The organism is Corynebacterium massiliense DSM 45435 (genome assembly GCF_028609805.1).
Taxonomy (GTDB): Bacteria; Actinomycetota; Actinomycetes; order Mycobacteriales; family Mycobacteriaceae; genus Corynebacterium; species Corynebacterium massiliense.
The window spans coordinates 1209126-1229071 of record NZ_CP063189.1 but is presented as its reverse complement, the minus strand read 5'-3'; the positions used below and the strand labels follow the sequence as shown (position 1 = coordinate 1229071).

The following is a 19946-nucleotide window of genomic DNA, read 5'->3' as shown; positions in this document are numbered from 1 at the left end:
ATGCTTCGTTGGACTACTGCGGGTGAATCCCACGGGCAGGGGCTCGTGGCGCTGCTGGAAAACCTGCCAGCGGGTGTGCCGGTCACTGAGGCGGACATCGCACACCAACTCGCTCGCCGGCGGCTTGGTCACGGCCGCGGCGCGCGCATGAAGTTTGAAGCCGACGAGCTCACGTTGCTTTCCGGCATCCGCCACGGCGCAACCCGGGGTAGTCCGATCGCCATCCTCATCGGTAACACGGAGTGGCCGAAGTGGGAGACGGTGATGTCCCCGCACCCGCTCGACCCTTCCGATCCCGACACCGCCCAGGCGATGAGCGGGGCCCGCGCCACCAAACTCACGCGGCCGCGCCCCGGGCATGCAGACTTCGCGGGCATGCTGAAGTACGGCTTTGAGGAGACCCGCCCGGTGCTAGAGCGCTCCTCGGCACGCGAGACCGCCGCCCGTGTGGCGGCCGCGGCCGTTGCCCGCAACTTCCTGCGAGAAGCGCTCGGGGTCGAGGTGCTCTCGCACGTCGTCACCATCGGTGCGTCCGAGGAGCAGGAGGGACTCACCCCTGCGCCGGGAGACCTGGAGAAGATCGATGCATCGCCAGTGCGGGCGTTAAGCGCTGCCGCGGAGGAATCCATGCTCGCGGAAATCGATGCCGCTAAGAAGGCCGGCGACACCCTCGGCGGGGTCGTCGAGGTCGTCGTCGACGGGCTCCCCATCGGTCTGGGCAGTCACCTGTCCGGACAGACGCGTTTGGACGGGCAACTGGCCGGCGCGCTGATGGGCATTCCTGCGATCAAGGGTGTGGAGGTCGGCGACGGCTTCGCGGCAGCCCGCAGGCGCGGATCCGAGGTACACGACGAGATGGTGCCGCAGGACGCCGCGGCGGACGCGGGCGGGACTGGGCGCGCGGCCCAGACTGGGCCGAAGCGATTGTCCAATAGCGCCGGGGGCCTCGAAGGTGGGATGACTAACGGCGCGCAGCTGCGGCTGCGGGCGGCGATGAAGCCGATTTCTACGGTGCCGCGCGCACTGCGCACCATCGATATGGCCACCGGCGAAGCCGCCCAGGCGAACCACCAGCGCTCCGACGTGTGCGCGGTGCCCGCGGCCGGAGTGGTCGCCGAGGCGATGGTCACGCTCGTCCTCGCCCGCGCCGTGCTGGTGAAGTTCGGCGGCGACTCCCTGGCGGAGACGAAGCGCAACATCGCCGCGTATACCGAAGAAATTCACCGTAGACTTCACTTTTCCGGCCTGGATGCGGAAGGAGAGCACCATGACCGCCGCTAATACATCTGGTTTCCCCCGTCCCAAGGTGGTCCTGGTTGGCCCTCCCGGGGCTGGTAAGTCCACCGTGGGTCGCCGTCTAGCCAAGGCGCTCAACGTGGGCTTGGTCGATTCCGACGATCTTCTTTCTGCGGCGTACGGCAAGCCCTGTGGCGAGGTCTTTTCCGAGCTCGGCGAGGACGGCTTCCGGGACGTGGAGCCGCGCTATGTGCGGGAGGCCCTCCGCTCCGACGGAGTGGTCAGCCTCGGCGGGGGAGCTGTGCTCTCCGCCGCCAACCGAGCAATGCTCGCCGGTCACACCGTCGTGCACATCGACGTATCAGCAGAAGAGGGCGTGCGCCGCACCGCGGGGGACACCAACCGTCCTGTACTGGCCGCCGACGACCGGCTCGCGCACTACCGCGGTCTCTTAGACGAGCGCGAGCAGTACTACCGCGAGGTCGCTGGGTTCCGCGCCCGGACCGACGGCCGCGGGCCGCAGCAGGTAGTGGGCGACATCTTGGGCTACCTGGATACCCGGCAGCCATGAGCGAGATCCGGGTAGAAGGAGCAGCGCCGTACTCCGTCCACCTCGGCGAGAGGATGGAGGGGAAGGTTGCCCGCTGCGCTGCAAAGCTAGGGGCGCAGCGCGCGGTGATGTATGCCCAGCCGGCGGTACTGACCGCGGCACAGAAGATAAGTACTGAACTGGAACGTATCGGGATCCGGAGCACCATCGTCACGGTTCCCGATGCCGAACAGGCTAAGACGCCACAGAACCTGTTGGCGGCGTGGGAAAGGCTCGGCGAGCTCGGCATTACACGCGGGGATGTGATCATCGGCGTGGGCGGCGGTGCGGTTACGGACTTCGCCGGGTTCGTCGCCGCGACGTGGATGCGGGGCATCCCCGTCATCCAGGTGCCCACCACCTTGCTCGGCATGGTCGACGCCGCGGTGGGCGGGAAAACCGGCATCAACCTCACAGCGGGGAAGAACCTCGTGGGAGCCTTCCACGAGCCAGCCGGGGTTTTCCTCGACACCTTTGCGCTTCGATCTTTGCCGCGGGCGGAACTCGTCGCGGGCTCGGCGGAGATCATCAAGACCGGGTTCATCCGGGACCCGCGGATCCTCGAACTGTATGAGAACGACCCAGAGTCCTGCCTTGACGTCGATGGGGCACTGCCGGAACTTATCCAGCGCTCCGTCGCGGTGAAGGCGGAGGTGGCAGGCCGCGACCTGAAAGAATCCGGCCTGCGCGAGATTCTGAATTACGGCCACACCTTCGGACACGCAGTCGAGCAGGCGGAAGACTACCGGTGGCGCCACGGCAACGCCGTCGCGGTCGGGATGATGTACGTCGCGCACCTAGCCCACGCCCGTGGGCTGGTGGGGAAAGACCTTGTGAGCCGCCACCGCGACATCCTCGCCTCCGTGGGGCTTCCCACTGGCTACGCGAAAACCCCGTTCGATCAGCTCCTGACGGTCATGCGGCGCGATAAGAAGGTGCGCCGTGGCGTGATCCGTTTCGTCGCGCTCGCGGGTGTGGGCAACGTGGTGCGGATAGAAGACGCCACCGACGCCGAAATGGAATCCGCCTACCTTGCCGTCGCACGGGAGGGTTCGCGGCAAATCCACCCGCGCTAGAGTCGTGGGCATGCGTATTTCCGTCATCAACGGCCCGAACTTGAACCGGCTGGGCCGCCGCGAACCGGATATTTACGGGGCGGCGACGCTCGCGGACATCGAAAAGCTGGTGCGGGACAAGGCCGCGGGCTTGGGCGTCGAGGTGGAGTGGATGCAGTCCAACCACGAAGGCGAGCTCATTGAGGCGGCGCACCGCGCGGCGGATGAAAATCTCCCGGTGGTGGTCAACGCGGGTGGGTTGACCCACACCTCGGTGGCTCTGCGCGACGCTTTAGCGGAGGTGGCTGACGGCGCGGGGTTTATCGAAGTGCATTTGTCCAACGTGCACGCGCGCGATCCGTTCCGGCACACCTCGCTGCTGAGTGATATCGCCCGCGGTGTCATCGTGGGGCTGGGTCCTTGTGGATATGTCGCCGCGGTGGAGCATTTCGCTCACGCGGCCAACCAAAAGGGGTTAGCATAGGCTAATTCGACACGTGAGGAGAAAGAAACTATGGCACTTGCAGATACTCGTTTCAGTAACCGCCGCCGCGCACTCGCCGCGGAACTTGCCGGCCAGCGCATCGACGCGTTGTTGGTGACCAACCTTCTTCACGTGCGCTATCTGACCAACTTCTCCGGTTCGAATAGCGCGCTGCTGCTGCGCAAGGACGCCGGCGCCGATATCGCGACCGACGGGCGGTATGCCACGCAGATCCGACACGAAGTGCCGGACATCGAGCCGGTGATTACGCGCTCGCTTATCACCGAGTTGCTCGCGCTTCTCGATGGCGATGATTACTGGCGCGTGGGCGTCGAGGCGGACCACTTGAGCTACAACGAGTACCAGCGGCTGCAGAAGGCCGTGCCGGAGCGCGTCACTCTCGTTCCGCTGTCGGGCGTGGTGGAAAAGGGCCGCCTGGTCAAGGACGAGACGGAGCTTGAGGTGCTCACGGAGGTGGCCCGCATCGCCAACGACGCCTTTGATGAACTCGTCGCGGCCGGCGAAATCCGCGCGGGACGCACCGAGCGCGAGGTGGCGGCCGACCTGGAATACCGGATGCGCGTGAAAGGTTCGGACGGCGAGAGCTTCGACACCATCGTCGCCTCCGGCTCGAACTCCTCGCGTCCGCACCACGGGGTCAGTGACCGGTGCATCGGTGACGGTGAGCTGGTGACCCTGGACTTCGGCGCGATTATTGACGGCTACAACTCGGACATGACCCGCACCGTGGCGGTGGGCGAGCCGGGGGAGAAGGCCCGCGAGATCTACAATGTCGTTCTTGAATCCCAGCTTGCCGGCGTGGCGGCGGCGACGGCAGGCACCGCGCTTGCCGATGTCGATGCGGCCTGCCGCGACGTCATCAACAAGGCAGGCTATGGCGATTACTTCGTGCACTCGACGGGCCACGGCGTGGGCATCGACGTCCACGAGGGGCCCGCTGCGGCACGCACCGGGAAAGGCGAGCTGGCCCCCGGGATGACGCTGACCATCGAGCCGGGCATTTACCTCCCGGGCGAGTTCGGGGTGCGTATTGAAGACACCCTCATCATCACGGACGGCGCTCCGCAGATCATCACCCCGACCTCGAAAGAATTGCGCGTCCTTTAGTACACTGTCCGAAGTACTTTTGAAGCCGTCTATGTATTCGGGAGATTGATTCGTGGCTGATACCACTGCATTCAAAAACGGTCTGGTGTTGAAGATCGACAACAAGCTCCAGCAGATTGTCGAGTTCCAGCACGTCAAGCCCGGCAAGGGACCGGCCTTTGTGCGCACCAAGCTCAAGGACGTCATGACCGGCAAGGTCACCGACAAGACGTGGAACGCTGGCGCCAAGGTAGAGACTGCGACCGTGGATCGCCGCGACATGACCTACCTGTACTTCGACGGCACCAACTACGTCGTCATGGACGACAAAACCTTCGACCAGGTCGAGCTGGATGAAAACAAGTTCGGCGACGCGGCGAAGTTCCTGAAGGAAAACATGCCGGTGCAGGTCTCCTTCCACGAAAATGAGCCGCTGTTCGCCGAGCTCCCGGTCTCTGTCGAGCTCGAGGTGCAGCACACCGATCCGGGCCTGCAGGGCGATCGCTCCAACGGCGGCACCAAGCCGGCCACCCTGGAGACCGGTGCGGAAATCCAGGTCCCGCTGTTCATCGAGACTGGTAACGTGCTCAAGATCGACACCCGCTCGGGTGAGTACCAGTCCCGCGTCAACAACTAGCGCGTATCCGAGAAGACTGTGACTACTGACAACGAGACGGAAGCAGGCCAGGCGGAGGGGACGCCTGGGCGCGTCCCGCGCCGGAAGCGTCACGGCGCGCGTCACCGCGCCCGCCGGCGTGCGGTGGACATCCTCTACGAGGCGGAAAACCGTGACACGGATCCGGTAGCGCTCGTCGAGGAGCGCGAGGCGTTGTGGCGCGAGGACCACGAATCCATCGCGCCCATCGCGCCGTACACCCGCGAGATTGTCACCGGTGTGGCGGAAGAGCTCGATGCGGTCGACGATCTCATCGAGCGGTTCCTGTCGGCGGACTGGGAGCTGCACCGCATCCCCGCGGTCGACCGCGCCATTTTGCGCGTTTCCGTCTGGGAGCTGCGCTTTAACCCGGATATCCCGGCGCCGATTGGCGTGGTGGAAGGCGTGGAGCTGGCCAGCGAATACTCGGAGCCGACCGCAGCGGGCTATATCAACGCCTTGCTTGACGATGTCGCCCAGGCCGACCACGCGGACTCGCCGATGAGCGATGACTCGCCGATGAGCGATGAGTCGCTCGCAGACGAGTCTGAAACTTTCCCGGAGGGCGATTCGGACGACGTGTAGGGTGGCGCGCCATGGGTAAATTCAAGATCAAGGACGCGCTCACACTGCGGGCCGGAAATAACTTCCGGCTCGCCGACGTCGATCCCAGCTCGACACCGGGGTTTTCCGGCGACAAGGATGACCTGAAATCCCGCTTCGAGCACTTCGACGACGAGCTTTACGATCTGCAGGAGAAGCTGTTCGCGACCGCCCGCGCGGGCGGGGATAGCAATAATGACGGTGAGGCGGACACGCCCGCGCCCTCCCTCCTCGTCGTGTTGCAGGGCATGGACACTTCCGGCAAGGGCGGAGCCATCCGCCACGTGCTCAACCTCTTCGATCCGCAAGGCACCTCTACGGTGGGCTTCGGCAAGCCGACCGAGGAAGAGCTCGAGCACGACTTCCTCTGGCGCATCCGCAAACACGACCCCGAGCCGGGCCAGATTGTCGCGTTCGATCGCTCGCACTACGAGGACGTGCTCATCCAGCGCGTGCACGAATGGGTAGACGAGCCCGAGGTGGAGCGGCGTTTTGGCGCCATCCGCGGCTATGAGCGCGAGCTGGCTGCGAGAAACGTCCACATCATCAAGGTCTTCTTCCATATCTCCCGGGATTTCCAGAAGAAAAACCTGCTCAAGCGCATCGAGCGCGAAGACAAACACTGGAAGTACGACCCGGGCGACATCGACGAGCGGAAGTTGTGGGACGACTACATGGCTGCCTATGAGGACGCCATTCGGCGCACCGACGAGGACTACGCCCCGTGGTACGTCATCCCGACCGACAACAAGAAATACGCGCGCATGGCGCTAAAGTTCCTTATCCTCAACGGGCTACGGAACCTCGATTTGTCCTGGCCGGGCCGGGATTTTGACCCCGAGGTCGAGCGCGCTCGCCTCGAGGAGTCGGACTAGCTAGTCGGCGGATTTGGCGTTCGCGGACTCGGCGTCGCCTTCGGCAGCCTGCTCGCCGAGCTTGGTCATCTCCTCGGCGGCGGCGACCATCGCATCCTGGGCGCCGAGCACGCCGTCGACGGCGGCCTGCAGGGCTGGCGCCAGCTGGGCATCGGAAAGCCCGGCTGCGCACGGCACGTCGCGTTCGGTGCGGACGACGAGCATGTCATCGTGATCCGCGATCACCGCGCGGGCGCCGAAGGGCACCGAATTGATCTGGTTCGCGGCGAGGAACAGGCCGGCGTCGGCCTGGGCGAAGGACGCGTCGGTGGGGACGTCGCACCGGACGATGACGACGGTGTCCAACAGCGCGAACAGAACCGGCAGGCCGTTGAGGTTCGCCGTAGCAGCGGTGTCGTTGCCCGGCACCTTTTCCAGCTCGATGTCGAAGGTGCGCATCGCCTCGATGACGCGCTCCATCGTGACCGCGGGCTGCTGTACGCCTGTAGGCTGAGCGCCTTCCTCATTAGTCATGGTTGTGCTCCTCCCAGGTAACTAGATCGGGGTACTGCTGTTCCAGCCAGTTGAAAGACTCCAGGATGGAGTTCAGCGACGACATGACAAAAGCGCCGAGCTGGTTGCGGGTCACGCCGGCGCCCACGTGGAGCTCCCGGAACCCCGAGATGGCCAGGCTCTTGCCCGCGGCCTCGAAGAACCGCAAAGTGGGCGCGAAGTGATTCGTGTTCCACTGGTTGATGGTGGCGAGCACCTCGGGGGCCTTGTCGGCTGGGATGTCGCCGCGCCAGATGGAATCGCAGATAAGCGTGTTGTCGCGGTGCTGGAACGCGATAGCCGCGTTGGAAAAGCCGGTGCGCAAAATGCGGACGGTCTCGTCGTCACCGACCGGCTGTTCCTCGAAGCGGAAATCCAAGTTCTGTGCGTTAAAAATGTCCCCGATGCGCTCGAGCGACAACGGCTCGATAGCGCTATCCGGGGCAATCTCGTTGTCTGGATGAGTCACTGTGGGTACAACCCGTTCCTTCTACATAGTCAGTGTGGGCAATGTCATCAGTGGGGTTGTCAGTGGGCAACCTTAACCGGCAACGCTATCAGCTCCGCCGGACACCCGTGCCCGCCGCCTGGGAAGCTGCCTGGGCGGCCGGGTGTTTCGGCGACCACAGCTTTTCGCCGCCGAGTTCGTGGCGGAGCGCGGCTTCGATCTGCGGGTAGCGGAACGCGTGGCCTGCCCGCTCCAGCGCGGCCGGGGCGACGTTCTGATCCGCCAGCGCCAGCTCGCCCGCGCCCTCTCTACCCAGCAGCAGGGCCGGCGCCCACGTGGGGAGCGGGATGACAGCCGGGCGGTGAAGAACCGAACCGAGCGCGTGCGCCATGTCGCGGTTGGTCACCGGGTGCGGGGCCGTCGCGTTGACGGGGCCGCGGAGAGCGTGGGGGCTTTCGGCATCGACAAGCGCGCGCACGTACACGTCGGTGAGATCGTCCACGCCCACCCACGAGAACCAGAACTGGCCATCGCCAAAAGGCCCGCCGAGACCGGTAGAAAACGCCGTTTTTAAAAGCGGCAGAAGGCCGGAATCTCCGGCCAGGGAGATGCCCGTGCGCACGTTGACTATGCGGGTGGTTCCCGATTCGTACGCCGGCCGGCACGCCGCTTCCCAGTCGCTGACTACGTCGGCGAGGAACCCATCGCCGCGCTCCGAGGACTCCGTGAGGACTTCGTCGCCGCGGTCGGCGCCGTAGAACCCAATGGCCGAGGCGGTGACAAAGGTCTGCACGCTGTCAGTGCGGGCGGCAAGCCGCGCCAGCTTCTCGGTCGGGGCCACCCGCGAGGAGTAGATCTCCTCCTTGTGCTTGACGGTGAACCGTCCAAAGATGGGCGCGCCCGCAAGGTGGGCGACCGCGTCGACTCCGGCGAGAAGGTCCGCCGCCGGATGCTCAGGGTCCCAATGGCGCTCACTGGCACCGGGGGTTGGCGCGCCGCGCACGAGGCGGATGACGCGGTGGCCGGCGGTTTCTAGCTGGGCGCACAGCCGACTGCCCACACCGCCGTGGGAACCGGTCACCGCCACGGTCAGCGGCCGTCCGCCGTGCAGAACGGCGGTGCGAGGGGCGAGGTCGGCCATGCGGTCAAGGAAAGCGATGTCGTGGATGAGCTGCTGCTGCCGGTAGGCGAAGGCACTGTTGAGGCAGGCCGCCGGGGCGGTGGTGCGCACAGAATCTTCCACCAGGGTGCCCGCCGGGTGATCGACAAACGAGTGCGTGTGGCGCCAGCGGGTCGTCTGCGCGAGCGGCGGGTTTGTGCACAGGTCCTGGAACCGGCGGCCGGCGGCGAAAGCGCGCGGCTGGTGCTGCGCGCGCCACTGCAGGCCGGCCGGGAGCTGGAACCGGGTTTCCCCGTCCCGCAGGTCGGTGGCTTGGGCCAGCGGGGACATCGGCAAGAAAGGCGGGGTGAGTCGTGCCACCGCGCCAGGGTGGGTGTGCCACTGCCACACCAGGCGGCGCGGTGCCGGAACGAGGTGGAAAGCGTGGAAGGACATTCGCTGTTGACCTTTCTTTTACGAGTGGGGCGCGCAGAGGGGAGGACCACCGGGGCGGGCGCACGTCGGGCGCTACACTGACCGAGGATACGAGCGCAGTGTTGTTGTACGGCCACCCTAGACGGGAGAAGACACCATGGTTTCAGAAATGACGGGGGACGGTTTGCGCAGTGGGGGAGAAACCTCCGCATCGTTCGGGGAGCGGCTCGTGGCCGCGGGAAAGGCGCGGGGACAGCTGTGCGTGGGGATTGACCCACACCCGCACCTTCTCGAGCAGTGGGGGCTGCCGCACTCCGCGGATGGCCTGCGGACCTTTAGCCTGACCTGTGTGGAGGCCTTTGCGGATACCGCCGCGGCAGTCAAACCCCAGGTTGCCTTCTTCGAGCGTTTCGGATCGGCCGGGTTTGCGGTACTCGAGGAAACGCTCGCGGCGCTGCGGGAGGCGGGGTGTTTGTCCATCGCGGATGCCAAACGCGGTGACATCGGTTCCACGATGGCGGGCTACGCCGACGCCTGGATGGATCCGGCCTCGCCCCTGCGTGCCGATGCCGTGACCGTCTCGCCGTACCTGGGCGTTGGCGCCCTGCAGCCGGTGTTCGACAAGGCGGTGGAGACCGGGGCGGGCTTTTTCGTCCTCGCGGCGACGTCGAACCCGGAGGCGCGGGACGTACAGAACGCGGCCGTCGCCCGCCAGGACGATGGTGACTCCGGCGAGCGTGAGCTCACCGTTGCCCAAAGCGTGGTCGACGAGTGCGCGCGCTACAACGCGCAGGCGCCGGGCGTGGGCAACGGCGGAGTCGTCGTGGGGGCGACGGTCAGCCACCCACCGCGCCTCGACGAGCTGAATGGACCGGTCCTGCTGCCCGGCGTGGGCGCGCAGGGCGGCGGTGCGAAAGACGTGCGCGCCATCATGGGGAAGACGCCGGAGCTCGGATTCGCGAACGTCTCGCGGTCGGTGCTTTCGGCCGGCCCGCAGGTGGCTGACTTGCGTAAGCAAGCACGCAGGGTCGCCGCGCAGTTCGCGGCGCAGTAGGCGCGCCCAGATCCGGAAAAGATTAACGCTGCATTCCGCGAGCTGGTACTTTGTACTGTGCTAGCGCGGTGACATGCGTAAACCGGCGGCTACAATGCCGTCCGAGCATGACCGTGGACGGTGCAGTGCTAGGATTGCCAGAAGTCGGCTGAGCCCCAGGGGGTTGTACGAGCCCTGGGTGGCCGAGATCTGGTAGTTGTACTACAGGAATTCACTACTACTAAAAACGAATCGGAGGAAACCCCGTGGCCCTTCCCAAGTTGACTGATGAGCAGCGCAAGGAAGCCCTCGCGAAGGCTGCTGAAGCCCGCAAGGCACGTGCCGAGCTGAAGGCTGACCTCAAGCGCGGCGCCACCGACCTCAAGGAAGTTCTGGACAAGGCCGAGTCCGACGAGATCATCGGCAAGACCAAGGTTTCCGCTCTCCTCGAGGCTCTGCCGAAGGTGGGCAAGGTCAAGGCTAAGGAGATCATGGAGGATCTCGAGATCGCTCAGACCCGCCGTCTGCGCGGCCTGGGTGACCGTCAGCGCCGCGCTCTGCTCGAGCGTTTCGGCTACGACGACTAATCCGGAGTCGTATGTCTGGCGCAACCGAGCGGGGGCGCCTAGTCGTTCTGGCTGGGCCTTCCGCAGTGGGGAAATCCACGGTGGTCTCGCGCCTGCGTGAGGAAGTGGACAGGCTGTACTTCAGCGTGTCCATGACTACGCGCCAACCCCGCCCCGGGGAGACCGATGGGGTGGATTACTACTTCGTCACCCCTGAGCAGTTCCAAGAGCGCATCGATCAGGGCCTCATGCTCGAATGGGCGGATATCCACGGCGGCCTCCAGCGTTCGGGAACCCCGGCGCAGCCAGTGCGAGACGCCATGGACGACGGCCGTCCGGTACTGGTTGAGGTCGACCTCGCGGGCGCCCGTAACGTCCGGGAGGCCATGCCGGAGGCGACCTTGGTCTTCCTCGCACCCCCGTCCTGGGAGGTGTTGGTGGACCGGTTGACCAACCGCGGCACCGAACCACAGGAGGTCATCGACCGTCGGCTGGAAACGGCCCGCAACGAGTTGGCGGCTCAGGGCGAGTTCGACGTCGTTGTCGTGAACGACGACTTGGACGCCACCGTCGACGAGTTGGCCCGGATCCTCCGCGGAGCGTAAGGCGGGTCCGCCGCGGGCGATTCGTCTCAGGCGAACTGCCTCTGACACCCGCCTGCGGTAAGCCGCCTAGGGCGAGCCGTTGGGTTTATTCCCCGCAAACGCATACCCTGTAACCACCACTTGCAGTGAGGGAGCAGTCCTTCCTCACCGAAGACTTTGATCACAACATAAGAAAAGGTTGAGGTGACCGTGACCACTTCCGAGAACTCGAACGCCGACTCCGGGCGGCTGGAAGCGGCATTTGATACGCCGCTCGGAATCACCAACCCGCCGATCGACGAGCTTTTGGACAAGGTCTCGTCGAAGTACGCACTGGCCATCTTCGCAGCGAAGCGCGCGCGACAGATCAACAGCTACTACCAGGAGCAGGAGGAGGGCGTCTTCGAATTCGTCGGCCCGCTGGTAACCCCAGATCAGGGGGAGAAGCCGCTGTCCATCGCTATGCGTGAGATCAACGCTGAGCTGCTGGACCACGAAGAAGGTAAGTAGACACACTCGCGTCTCGCCTTCTTACGTCGGCTGGATATTACGGGCGCCGAGGCCCGCACCGTTGCAACGCGGATGCGGAGCTTCGGCGCTTTTTGCATGTACGGGCTGCCCGCCGTTCGGGGTGACCGCGTAGGGTGGGTGACCATGACTGCAGCCCGCAACATCGTGGTCGGCGTCTCCGGGGGAGTCGCCGCATTCAAGGCCTGTCACCTCATCCGTAATTTCACCGAGGGCGGTGACAGCGTTCGGGTCGTGCCTACGGCTAACGCGCTGAACTTCGTCGGGGCGGCCACTTTTGAGGCGCTGTCCGGCAACCCCGTCGACACCGACGTATTCTCCCGCGTCGACGAGGTGCAGCATGTGCGGGTTGGCCAGGAGGCGGATGGGATCGTGATTGCGCCGGCGACCGCCGACGTCATCGCGCGCATCGCTGCCGGGCGCGCCGACGATCTGCTTACCGCTACTTTGCTGGTGGCCACCTGCCCGGTGGTGGTGGCTCCAGCCATGCACACGGAGATGTGGACCAACCCGGCCACGCAGGACAACGTGGCCGCGCTGCGGCGTCGTGGGATCACCGTGATGGAACCCGCCCACGGGCGGTTGACGGGGCCGGACTCTGGGGCGGGGCGCCTGCCTGAGCCAGAGGCTATCGCGGCGTTCTCCCGCACCGTGTTCGCCGGTTTCGCCCCCGCGGTGGACTGGCGGGGAAAGAAGGTGGTGGTCTCCGCGGGCGGCACCGAAGAGGCCCTGGATCCGGTGCGCTTCCTGGGGAACCGGTCGTCCGGGCGGCAGGGCTTTGCCCTTGCGGAGGTAGCCGCCCAGCGTGGCGCCGCAGTCACCCTTGTCGCGGGCCGCACGGACGCGCTGCCAACGCCGAGCGGAGCCCAGATCCGGCGAGTGGAATCCACCCGCGACATGGACGCCGCTATGCGCGAGGAAAGCCGGGACGCCGACGTTGTCATCATGGCGGCGGCTGTCGCCGATTTCCGCCCCGCATCGGAGGCTGGTTCCAAGATGAAGAAGGGATCGGACGACGCTGCGCTGCAGAAGATCGAGCTGGTGGAAAACCCGGACATCCTTGCTGGCCTGGTCAGGGCCCGGGAGAACGGCGAGCTGCGCGCCAGCACCGTGATCGTTGGATTCGCCGCCGAGACGGGCGACGCCAACGCGACCCCGCTCGAACACGCGGAGAAGAAGTTCGCGCGCAAGGGCTGCGATGTCATGATGGCCAACGAGGTGGGGCGCGGCAAGGTCTTCGGCCAAGCCGACAACGCCGGCTGGATCCTGCGGCGCGATGCCGAGCCGCGGGAAATCGCACGCGGTTCGAAGCAAGTTATCGCCGCGCAGATCTTGCAGGAGGTCGACGGAGAGCTGGCCCGCCGTACCCATAACGGGGGTCCGGTGGGTGAGTAGTCTTGCCCGTGTAGACCGCTTAGTCTAGGCTGTGACGGGTAAAACTAGGTGTACGCCGATGCCGATTAGTCAGAAGGATAGTTCACACGTGACTGCTGAGAATTCCTCGTCTGTTCGCCTCTTTACCTCCGAGTCCGTGACCGAGGGGCATCCGGACAAGATTTGTGACGCCATTTCGGACGCGATTTTGGACGCACTCCTCGCCGAGGATCCCAACTCCCGCGTGGCGGTGGAAACGCTGGCCACCACGGGCCAGGTCCACGTGGTGGGCGAGGTCCGCACCGAGGCATACGTGGAGATTCCCCACCTGGTGCGCAGCATTCTCACCGATATTGGGTTTAACTCCTCCGACGTCGGCTTCGACGGCAAGACCTGTGGCGTCAACGTCGCCATCGGCGAGCAGTCCCAGGAGATCGGCGACGGCGTGGATACCTCCCAGGAGGTGCGCTCCGGCGGCGAGACCGAGGACGAGGACCGCGCCGGCGCAGGCGACCAGGGCTTGATGTTCGGCTACGCATCGAACGAAACCGCCGAGTACATGCCGCTTCCTATTTCCACCGCCCACCGCCTGTCGCTCCGGCTCAGCCAGGTGCGCAAGCAGGGCATCGTCCCGCACCTGCGCCCGGACGGCAAGACCCAGGTCACCTTCGTCTACGAGGGCGATACCGCCGTCGCGCTGGACACCATCGTTATCTCCTCCCAACACGACGCGGACGTCAGCCAAGAGTGGCTGGCCGAGCAGCTGCGCGAACACGTCGTCGAGTGGGTGGTAAAGGACGCCGGCCTAGAGAAGTTCTACAGCGACGACACGAAGCTTCTCATCAACCCCTCCGGCTCCTTCATCGTTGGCGGGCCGATGGGTGACGCCGGGCTGACCGGCCGCAAGATCATCGTGGATACGTACGGCGGCACCGCACGCCACGGCGGCGGCGCGTTTTCCGGTAAGGATCCGTCAAAGGTCGACCGTTCCGCCGCCTACGCCATGCGCTGGGTGGCCAAGAACATCGTCGCAGCCGATTTGGCCGATCGCGCGGAGGTCCAGGTGGCCTACGCCATCGGCCGCGCCAAGCCGGTGGGCCTGTACGTGGAGACGTTCGGCACCGCTAAGCACGGGCTTGACGATGCCGCCATCCAGGCCGCCATCGACGAAGTCTTCGATCTGCGCCCGGCCGCCATCATCCGCGAGCTGGACCTGCTGCGCCCGATTTACCAGCAGACCGCCACCTACGGTCACTTCGGCCGCACTGACATCGACCTTCCATGGGAAAAGACCGACCGGGTTGACGCCCTGCGTCGCGCCGCTGGGCTGTAAATTTACCCCGCCTGCGTCTTGTAGAATCGGCGCCTATGCCGAAGAAGATACCCGCCGCGACCGCACCGGTAGCGCGGGTATTGCCTTTACTGACGGTTGCGCACCTCGACCGCGGCTTTGATTACCTCGTCGCGGAGGACGACTCCGCGGCCGCGCAGCCGGGAGTCAAAGTCCGCATCCGGTTCAACGGCAAGCTGCAGGACGCGATCGTGCTCGAGCGGCTGGGCCGCTCCGATTTTTCAGGTGATCTCCGCTTCATCGACAGGGTGATCTCGCCGTACGTGGTCTACCCGCCGGCGATAGCCCAGCTCATCGAGTCGCTGGCGAACCGCTACGGCGGAACGCGCCCGGACATCATTCGCTCCGCCATCCCTCCCCGCCACGCGCGGGCCGAGGAATCCGACTTGGACACGCCTTGGGAATCCTTTGGCGAGGTGCGCGAGCCAGATCTTTCCGGCTGGGAGGACTATATCTTCGGCCGATCCTTCGTCGATGCCGTGCTGGCGGGAACGACGTCCCGCGCCGCCTGGCAGCTCCCGCCCGGCGACTCCTGGCTGGGTGCTCTCGCCGCGCTGGCGACCAAGGTGGCGGTAGATGGCGGGGGAGTCCTTCTCGTAGTCCCCGATCAAAAGACCGTGGACCTGCTCGAGTCCCACCTACGCGAGCACCTGGCCGCCAAGCAAGTCGCGGTGCTGACGAACTCGCTGGGCCCCCAGGCGCGCTACCGGCGGTACCTGTCCGCCCTGACCGGCCAGGCCCGCATCGTGCTGGGCACCCGGTCCGCCGCGTTCGCCCCCGTGCAGAACCTGCGCCTGGCCGTCGTGCTTGACGATGGCGACGACTCCCTCGTGGACAACAAGAAGCCCTACGTGCACGCCCGTGAGGTGCTGACGACGCGCTCGGCTGTCGAGGGCTGCTCGCTGATCATCGGCGGTGTCGCGCGCACCGCAGAAACCCAGTACCTGGTGGAATCCGGGTGGGTCCATGACCTGCTTCCCGCAGAATCCACGCTGGCTGGCACCGTCCCGCGCGTCGTCGCGGTGGGGCCATACGGCCTCTCGCTCGGCCGCGACGTCAGCGGTGGCGACCCCAGCTCCATCGCCGGATCCGCTTTCCAAGCGATGCGCGCCGCACTAGATCGCGGGGAGGCCGTGCTCGTCCAGTCGCCGCGCAAGGGGTATATCCCGGTTCTTGCCTGTGGGAATTGCCACGCCGCCGCGCGGTGCCGGCATTGCAACGGGCCTTTGGGTCTTCCCACTTCCGAGGGCGGCCGCAACGAAGCGTCGGCGCCGACGTGCCGCTGGTGCGGGCGCATAGCCTTGCGTTTCCGGTGCGCGGACTGCGGCGGATCCCGCCTGCGGGCCATCGTTTTGGGATCGGACCGTACGGCCGAAGAGCTGGGGAAGGTCTTTCCCAGCACGCGTGTGGTGGTATCCGGTGGCAACCGCATCGTCGAGGAACTCGACGACAAGCCCGCGCTGGTTATCGCCACTCCCGGTGCGGAACCGCGCATTAGCGGCGGCGCGTATGGCGCGGTGGTCTTGGCGGATACGGGCGCGCTGTTGAACCGGCAGGATTTGCGCGCCACCGAGGAAGCGCTCGCTACCTGGGGCCGCGCGGCGGCGCTGTGCCGCCCCGCGGACAACGGCGGGGCTGTCATCGTCGTTGCCGATCCCGAACTCGAACCGGTGGGCTTTCTTACCCGCTGGGCGTTCGCGGATGCCGCTGCCGCCGAGCTGGCCGCGCGCCGGCAGGTGGGATTCCCGCCGGCGGTCCACATGGCGGCCGTCGACGGGCCGGACGCTGGCTTGGACGCGTTTTCTTCCCTGGTGGAACTTCCCGCTAACGCGGAGATCCTCGGCCCAGTGCCGTTGGGGCAGGCCGATCCCTTGCCCGGCGAGTACGATGCCCAGCGCTTCGGCCCACCCCAGCGGCTGCTGGTCCGCACCCCGCCCGGGCCGCGCTCGGAGCTGGGCCGAGCGTTGCGGCGCGCGAATGCGCAGCGCTCGGCGCGCAAAAATGACTTGCCCATGCGGATCCAGGTCGATCCGATCCACGTGGGATAATACGGGTAGTTCCCGCACACGCTCCCCGTGCCCCTGGAAGGAAGGATGGCTAACTGTGCGATTAGTGTTCGCCGGCACCCCTGAACCCGCCGTTGTCGCCCTGGAAAAGCTCATAGCGTCCCGCCACGAGGTGGTGGGCGTTCTCACTCGGCCCGACGCCCGCGTCGGACGTGGGCGCAGCCTGCGTCCGAGCCCGGTCAAGGCCGTGGCGGAAAAACACGGGATTGAGGTGCTCACGCCAAACAGCCTGAAACCCGGGACCGAGGACGGCCAACAGGTGCGCCAGTGGCTGAGCGGGCTGGCCCCCGACGCCATCCCCGTCGTGGCTTACGGCAACCTCATCACCCCGGATCTCTTAGGAATCGCGGCCCACGGCTGGGTCAACCTGCACTTTTCGCTGCTGCCCGCGTGGCGGGGTGCCGCGCCGGTGCAGGCCGCCATCGCCGCCGGGGATACGCGCACTGGCGCGACCACTTTCCGGATCGATGAGGGGCTCGATACCGGCGACGTTTTGGCCACGCTGGAAGAAGATATCCAGCCCACCGATACTGCCGATGACCTACTTACGCGCCTCGCCTACGCCGGCGCGGATCTGCTGGTAGAGACCATGGACGGCCTCGAGGACGGGGCGATTACGCCCCGCGCCCAGGACGAAGAGGGCGCGTCCTACGCGCCGAAGATCCAAAAGGAAGACGCCCACATCGACTGGTCGCGGTCTGCGGCGGACGTGGATCGCCAAATCCGCGCCTACACCCCCGGCCCGGGGGCGTGGACGCTGGCCTGCGGCAAGCGCTTCAAGGTAGGCCCGCTCGCCGCGGTGGAAGACGTGCCCGCTGACGCGGCGCATGACCTTCGACCGAGTGGGCTTCGACCGGGCGAGCTGGACATCGGCAAGCACGGCGTATGGGTGGGTACGGCTACGACCGCCGTGCGCCTGGCCTGGATCCAGCCGCCGGGCAAGAAGATGATGAATGCCGCGGACTGGGCCCGCGGGTTTAACCCGGCGCAGCTGAGCCAGGGGGCTGACGCAGACGACTCCGATAACGAACGGGTGGTGTTCCAATGAGCGGCGGATTCAGGTCGCGCTCGCGCGCGCGTAAGAACGACACACCGGGCGGGAAGACCCGCGCGGCGGATGGGCGGCGGGTCAACCGCACCGCGGGGAAAACCCCGCGCACCCGTACTCAGGCCGGTCACGCCGGTCAGGCCGGTCAGGCACATCCCACTGCGGCCGCGGTATCCCTCGACGGGCTGCAGAGCGAGTCCGTCGACGCGCCGCGCACGGTGGCGCTCTACACGCTTCTGCGGGTGGATGCCGAAGGCGCGTTTGCCAACCTCGTGCTGCCGAAGGTGCTGCGCGAGGAGAAGCTGAAAGGCAGGGACGCTGCCTTCGCCACGGAGATCACCTACGGCACGCTGCGCGCGAAGGGGATTGTCGACCAGGTCATCGACAAGTGCGCCAGCCGCCCGCTGGACCAGATGAGCCCGGTTGTCCGCAACGCGCTCCGGCTGGGCACCTACCAGGTGATGTACACGCGGGTGGAAGACCACGCCGCGGTGGATACCACGGTGCACCTGGTGGCGGCGGCCGAGCGATCCGCGAAGGGATTTGTGAACGCGGTCATGCGCGCCGTCACCGCGAAGGGCGCGGAGGAGTGGCTGGCTGAACTCGCGCCTACGGATGCCATCGGGGCCGCCGCGTTCCGGCATGCCCACCCGCGGTGGATCGCCGTGTCCTTCGCCCGGATCGTCGGTGAGGACGAACTGGACGCTGCCTTAGCTGCCGATTCGGAACGCCCCGTGGTGCACCTGGCGGCACGGCCGGGGGAGATGTCCGCGGAAGAACTCGCCCTTATCACGGGAAATGAGGAGGGCAAATACTCGCCGTACGCGGTGTACATGGAGTCCGGGGATCCCGGCGAGCTCGCCCCGGTACGCGAGGGCCTCGCCGCGGTGCAGGACGAAGGTTCCCAGCTCATCGCCCGTGCGCTGGCCGAGGCGGAAGTCACCGGCGACAACTCCGGTCGGTGGCTCGATCTGTGCGCCGGGCCGGGTGGCAAGACCGCGCTGCTCGCGGCACTGGCCCGCATCGAGGGCGCGCAGGTGGACGCCGTCGAAGTGGCCCCGCACCGCGCGCAGCTGGTCAGCCAGGCCACGCAGGGACTGCCCGTCAAGGTGCACGTGGCCGACGGGCGCGATCCTGGCGTGGGGAAAGGTTTCGATCGCGTTCTTGTCGATGCCCCCTGTTCCGGACTCGGCGCCCTCCGCCGGCGCCCCGAGGCGCGCTGGCGCAAGTCCGAAGAGGACATTGCAGACCTGAACACGCTGCAGTTCGAGCTACTCGCTTCCGCGCTCCAGTTGGTCCGGCCCGGCGGCGTCGTGGTGTATTCGACCTGCTCGCCGGACCTGCGGGAGACCCGCGGCATCGTCGATCGTGCGGTGAAAGAACTCGGCGCGGTGGAAGAAGACGCGCATGCGCTCGTGCCCGATATGGGGGACATCGGCCAGGAGAAGTCCGTCCAGATGTGGCCGCATCGCCACGGCACCGACGCAATGTTCTTCGCCGTGCTGCGCCGCGCCACTAGCACCGGGGTCTCGGCAGCCGCCGAAACCCCAGAGGCAGCCGAGACCCCGGAGGCCTCCGAGGCCCTGGTAAGCGCCGAGAGCACCCCACGCGCAGTGAAGATTGCGCCGTCGATTCTGTCGGCGGACTTCGCGCGCCTGGGTGCCGCGGTTGCGGAGGTGGAAGACAGCGTGGACTGGATCCACGTCGACATCATGGACGGCCACTTCGTGCCCAACCTCTCTTTCGGGCCGGACATCACCAAGACGGTCAACCGCATTACGGACAAACCGCTCGACGTGCATCTCATGATTGAAAACCCGGCCGACTGGGTAGAAACCTACGTCGAGGCGGGGGCGGACACGGTGATCTTCCACGTGGAGGCCGTGCCCGATGTGGACGCGGCTATCGAGTTGGCCCGCACCATCCGTCGCTTGGGAGCGCGTTCGGCCATCTCCGTGAAACCGGATACCCCGATCGAGCCGTGGCTGGAGCACCTCAAAGAATTTGACGAGGTCCTCGTCATGAGCGTCGAACCCGGGTTCGGCGGCCAGAAATTCATGCCGGACATGCTGGACAAGGTGCGCGCGCTGCGCGAGCGGATTGACAGCACCGAAGGGGTGGACACTGTCATCGAAATCGATGGCGGCATCTCCACTGAGACCATCGGCCAGGCGGTCGCCGCCGGGTGTGACGCCTTCGTGGCTGGGTCCGCCGTCTTTGGCGCGGACGACCCGGCAGCGGCGGTGAAGGCGTTGCGGGACGCCGCGGAAAGCTAGCGC

Annotated in this window: 20 protein-coding genes; 17 read left to right on the top strand and 3 right to left on the bottom strand. The window is 66.3% G+C overall.

Annotated features, from left to right (window positions below; all coding sequences use genetic code 11):
* Genes aroC through CMASS_RS05755 form a run of 8 tightly spaced genes read left to right on the top strand, consistent with a single transcriptional unit; the run spans position 1 to position 6604 of the window.
* Positions 1 to 1281 (top strand): chorismate synthase, encoded by a 1281-nt coding sequence (aroC, locus tag CMASS_RS05790; RefSeq protein ID WP_027018465.1) that lies wholly within the window; start codon positions 1 to 3, stop codon positions 1279 to 1281.
* Positions 1268 to 1807: a shikimate kinase gene (locus CMASS_RS05785; RefSeq protein WP_022862068.1), complete on the top strand. Its 540-nt coding sequence runs from the start codon at positions 1268 to 1270 to the stop codon at positions 1805 to 1807. The genes aroC and CMASS_RS05785 overlap by 14 nt, the downstream gene beginning before the upstream one ends.
* Entirely contained in the window at positions 1804 to 2901 is a 1098-nt protein-coding gene (aroB, locus tag CMASS_RS05780) for a 3-dehydroquinate synthase (RefSeq protein WP_022862067.1), read from the top strand. The genes CMASS_RS05785 and aroB overlap by 4 nt, the downstream gene beginning before the upstream one ends.
* Positions 2902 to 2911: 10 nt before the next feature.
* Entirely contained in the window at positions 2912 to 3364 is a 453-nt protein-coding gene (aroQ, locus tag CMASS_RS05775) for a type II 3-dehydroquinate dehydratase (RefSeq protein WP_027018464.1), read from the top strand.
* A gap of 30 nt (positions 3365 to 3394) precedes the next feature.
* A complete protein-coding gene (locus CMASS_RS05770) occupies positions 3395 to 4492 on the top strand; it encodes a M24 family metallopeptidase (RefSeq protein ID WP_022862065.1) in 1098 nt (365 codons plus the stop codon).
* A 52-nt stretch (positions 4493 to 4544) separates the two neighbouring features.
* A complete protein-coding gene (gene efp / locus CMASS_RS05765; protein WP_022862064.1) occupies positions 4545 to 5108 on the top strand; it encodes an elongation factor P in 564 nt (187 codons plus the stop codon).
* 18 nt (positions 5109 to 5126) lie between these two features.
* A complete protein-coding gene (gene nusB / locus CMASS_RS05760) occupies positions 5127 to 5711 on the top strand; it encodes a transcription antitermination factor NusB (protein ID WP_022862063.1) in 585 nt (194 codons plus the stop codon).
* 11 nt (positions 5712 to 5722) lie between these two features.
* Entirely contained in the window at positions 5723 to 6604 is an 882-nt protein-coding gene (locus CMASS_RS05755) for a PPK2 family polyphosphate kinase (RefSeq protein ID WP_022862062.1), read from the top strand.
* Here the strand turns inward: CMASS_RS05755 and CMASS_RS05750 are convergent, their stop codons facing one another.
* The 3 genes from CMASS_RS05750 to CMASS_RS05740 form a co-directional block, all read right to left on the bottom strand.
* Positions 6605 to 7117, bottom strand: a complete 513-nt coding sequence (locus tag CMASS_RS05750; protein ID WP_022862061.1) for a YbjN domain-containing protein — start codon at positions 7115 to 7117, stop codon at positions 6605 to 6607.
* A complete protein-coding gene (locus CMASS_RS05745) occupies positions 7110 to 7604 on the bottom strand; it encodes a YbjN domain-containing protein (protein ID WP_022862060.1) in 495 nt (164 codons plus the stop codon). The genes CMASS_RS05750 and CMASS_RS05745 overlap by 8 nt, the downstream gene beginning before the upstream one ends.
* Before the next feature lie 88 nt (positions 7605 to 7692).
* Positions 7693 to 9138 carry a TIGR01777 family oxidoreductase gene (locus CMASS_RS05740; protein ID WP_022862059.1) on the bottom strand — a complete coding sequence of 482 codons (1446 nt, stop codon included), beginning with the start codon at positions 9136 to 9138 and terminating at the stop codon, positions 7693 to 7695.
* A 148-nt stretch (positions 9139 to 9286) separates the two neighbouring features.
* On the opposite strand from CMASS_RS05740, the gene pyrF reads away from it, so the two are divergent.
* From pyrF to rpe, 9 genes are all read left to right on the top strand, one after another.
* Complete coding sequence (gene pyrF, locus CMASS_RS05735; RefSeq protein ID WP_022862058.1) at positions 9287 to 10171, top strand: orotidine-5'-phosphate decarboxylase; 885 nt, start codon at positions 9287 to 9289, stop codon at positions 10169 to 10171.
* Between the two features lie 245 nt (positions 10172 to 10416).
* Positions 10417 to 10737 carry an integration host factor, actinobacterial type gene (gene mihF / locus CMASS_RS05730; RefSeq protein ID WP_022862057.1) on the top strand — a complete coding sequence of 107 codons (321 nt, stop codon included), beginning with the start codon at positions 10417 to 10419 and terminating at the stop codon, positions 10735 to 10737.
* Between the two features lie 11 nt (positions 10738 to 10748).
* Positions 10749 to 11321, top strand: coding sequence for a guanylate kinase (gmk, locus tag CMASS_RS05725; protein WP_022862056.1), 573 nt, complete (start codon positions 10749 to 10751; stop codon positions 11319 to 11321).
* 189 nt (positions 11322 to 11510) lie between these two features.
* Positions 11511 to 11810, top strand: a complete 300-nt coding sequence (gene rpoZ, locus CMASS_RS05720; protein ID WP_156831745.1) for a DNA-directed RNA polymerase subunit omega — start codon at positions 11511 to 11513, stop codon at positions 11808 to 11810.
* A gap of 144 nt (positions 11811 to 11954) precedes the next feature.
* On the top strand, positions 11955 to 13223 hold the full coding sequence (gene coaBC, locus CMASS_RS05715) for a bifunctional phosphopantothenoylcysteine decarboxylase/phosphopantothenate--cysteine ligase CoaBC (protein ID WP_022862054.1): 1269 nt from the start codon (positions 11955 to 11957) through the stop codon (positions 13221 to 13223).
* 88 nt (positions 13224 to 13311) lie between these two features.
* Complete coding sequence (gene metK, locus CMASS_RS05710; RefSeq protein WP_022862053.1) at positions 13312 to 14535, top strand: methionine adenosyltransferase; 1224 nt, start codon at positions 13312 to 13314, stop codon at positions 14533 to 14535.
* Between the two features lie 35 nt (positions 14536 to 14570).
* Positions 14571 to 16601 carry a primosomal protein N' gene (locus CMASS_RS05705; protein ID WP_022862052.1) on the top strand — a complete coding sequence of 677 codons (2031 nt, stop codon included), beginning with the start codon at positions 14571 to 14573 and terminating at the stop codon, positions 16599 to 16601.
* A gap of 55 nt (positions 16602 to 16656) precedes the next feature.
* Positions 16657 to 17667 (top strand): methionyl-tRNA formyltransferase, encoded by a 1011-nt coding sequence (fmt, locus tag CMASS_RS05700; RefSeq protein WP_022862051.1) that lies wholly within the window; start codon positions 16657 to 16659, stop codon positions 17665 to 17667.
* Entirely contained in the window at positions 17664 to 19943 is a 2280-nt protein-coding gene (gene rpe / locus CMASS_RS05695) for a ribulose-phosphate 3-epimerase (protein WP_022862050.1), read from the top strand. The genes fmt and rpe overlap by 4 nt, the downstream gene beginning before the upstream one ends.
* Positions 19944 to 19946 lie beyond the last annotated feature (3 nt).

Coding starts and splice junctions, on each gene's coding strand:
- CMASS_RS05705 (WP_022862052.1), top strand. CDS start 14,571: ATGCCGAAGAAGATACCCGCCGCGACCGCACCGGTAGCGCGGGTATTG.
- aroQ (WP_027018464.1), top strand. CDS start 2,912: ATGCGTATTTCCGTCATCAACGGCCCGAACTTGAACCGGCTGGGCCGC.
- CMASS_RS05785 (WP_022862068.1), top strand. CDS start 1,268: ATGACCGCCGCTAATACATCTGGTTTCCCCCGTCCCAAGGTGGTCCTG.
- rpe (WP_022862050.1), top strand. CDS start 17,664: ATGAGCGGCGGATTCAGGTCGCGCTCGCGCGCGCGTAAGAACGACACA.
- gmk (WP_022862056.1), top strand. CDS start 10,749: ATGTCTGGCGCAACCGAGCGGGGGCGCCTAGTCGTTCTGGCTGGGCCT.
- CMASS_RS05750 (WP_022862061.1), bottom strand. CDS start 7,117: ATGACTAATGAGGAAGGCGCTCAGCCTACAGGCGTACAGCAGCCCGCG.
- CMASS_RS05740 (WP_022862059.1), bottom strand. CDS start 9,138: ATGTCCTTCCACGCTTTCCACCTCGTTCCGGCACCGCGCCGCCTGGTG.
- aroC (WP_027018465.1), top strand. CDS start 1: ATGCTTCGTTGGACTACTGCGGGTGAATCCCACGGGCAGGGGCTCGTG.
- CMASS_RS05770 (WP_022862065.1), top strand. CDS start 3,395: ATGGCACTTGCAGATACTCGTTTCAGTAACCGCCGCCGCGCACTCGCC.
- CMASS_RS05755 (WP_022862062.1), top strand. CDS start 5,723: ATGGGTAAATTCAAGATCAAGGACGCGCTCACACTGCGGGCCGGAAAT.
- pyrF (WP_022862058.1), top strand. CDS start 9,287: ATGACGGGGGACGGTTTGCGCAGTGGGGGAGAAACCTCCGCATCGTTC.
- aroB (WP_022862067.1), top strand. CDS start 1,804: ATGAGCGAGATCCGGGTAGAAGGAGCAGCGCCGTACTCCGTCCACCTC.
- coaBC (WP_022862054.1), top strand. CDS start 11,955: ATGACTGCAGCCCGCAACATCGTGGTCGGCGTCTCCGGGGGAGTCGCC.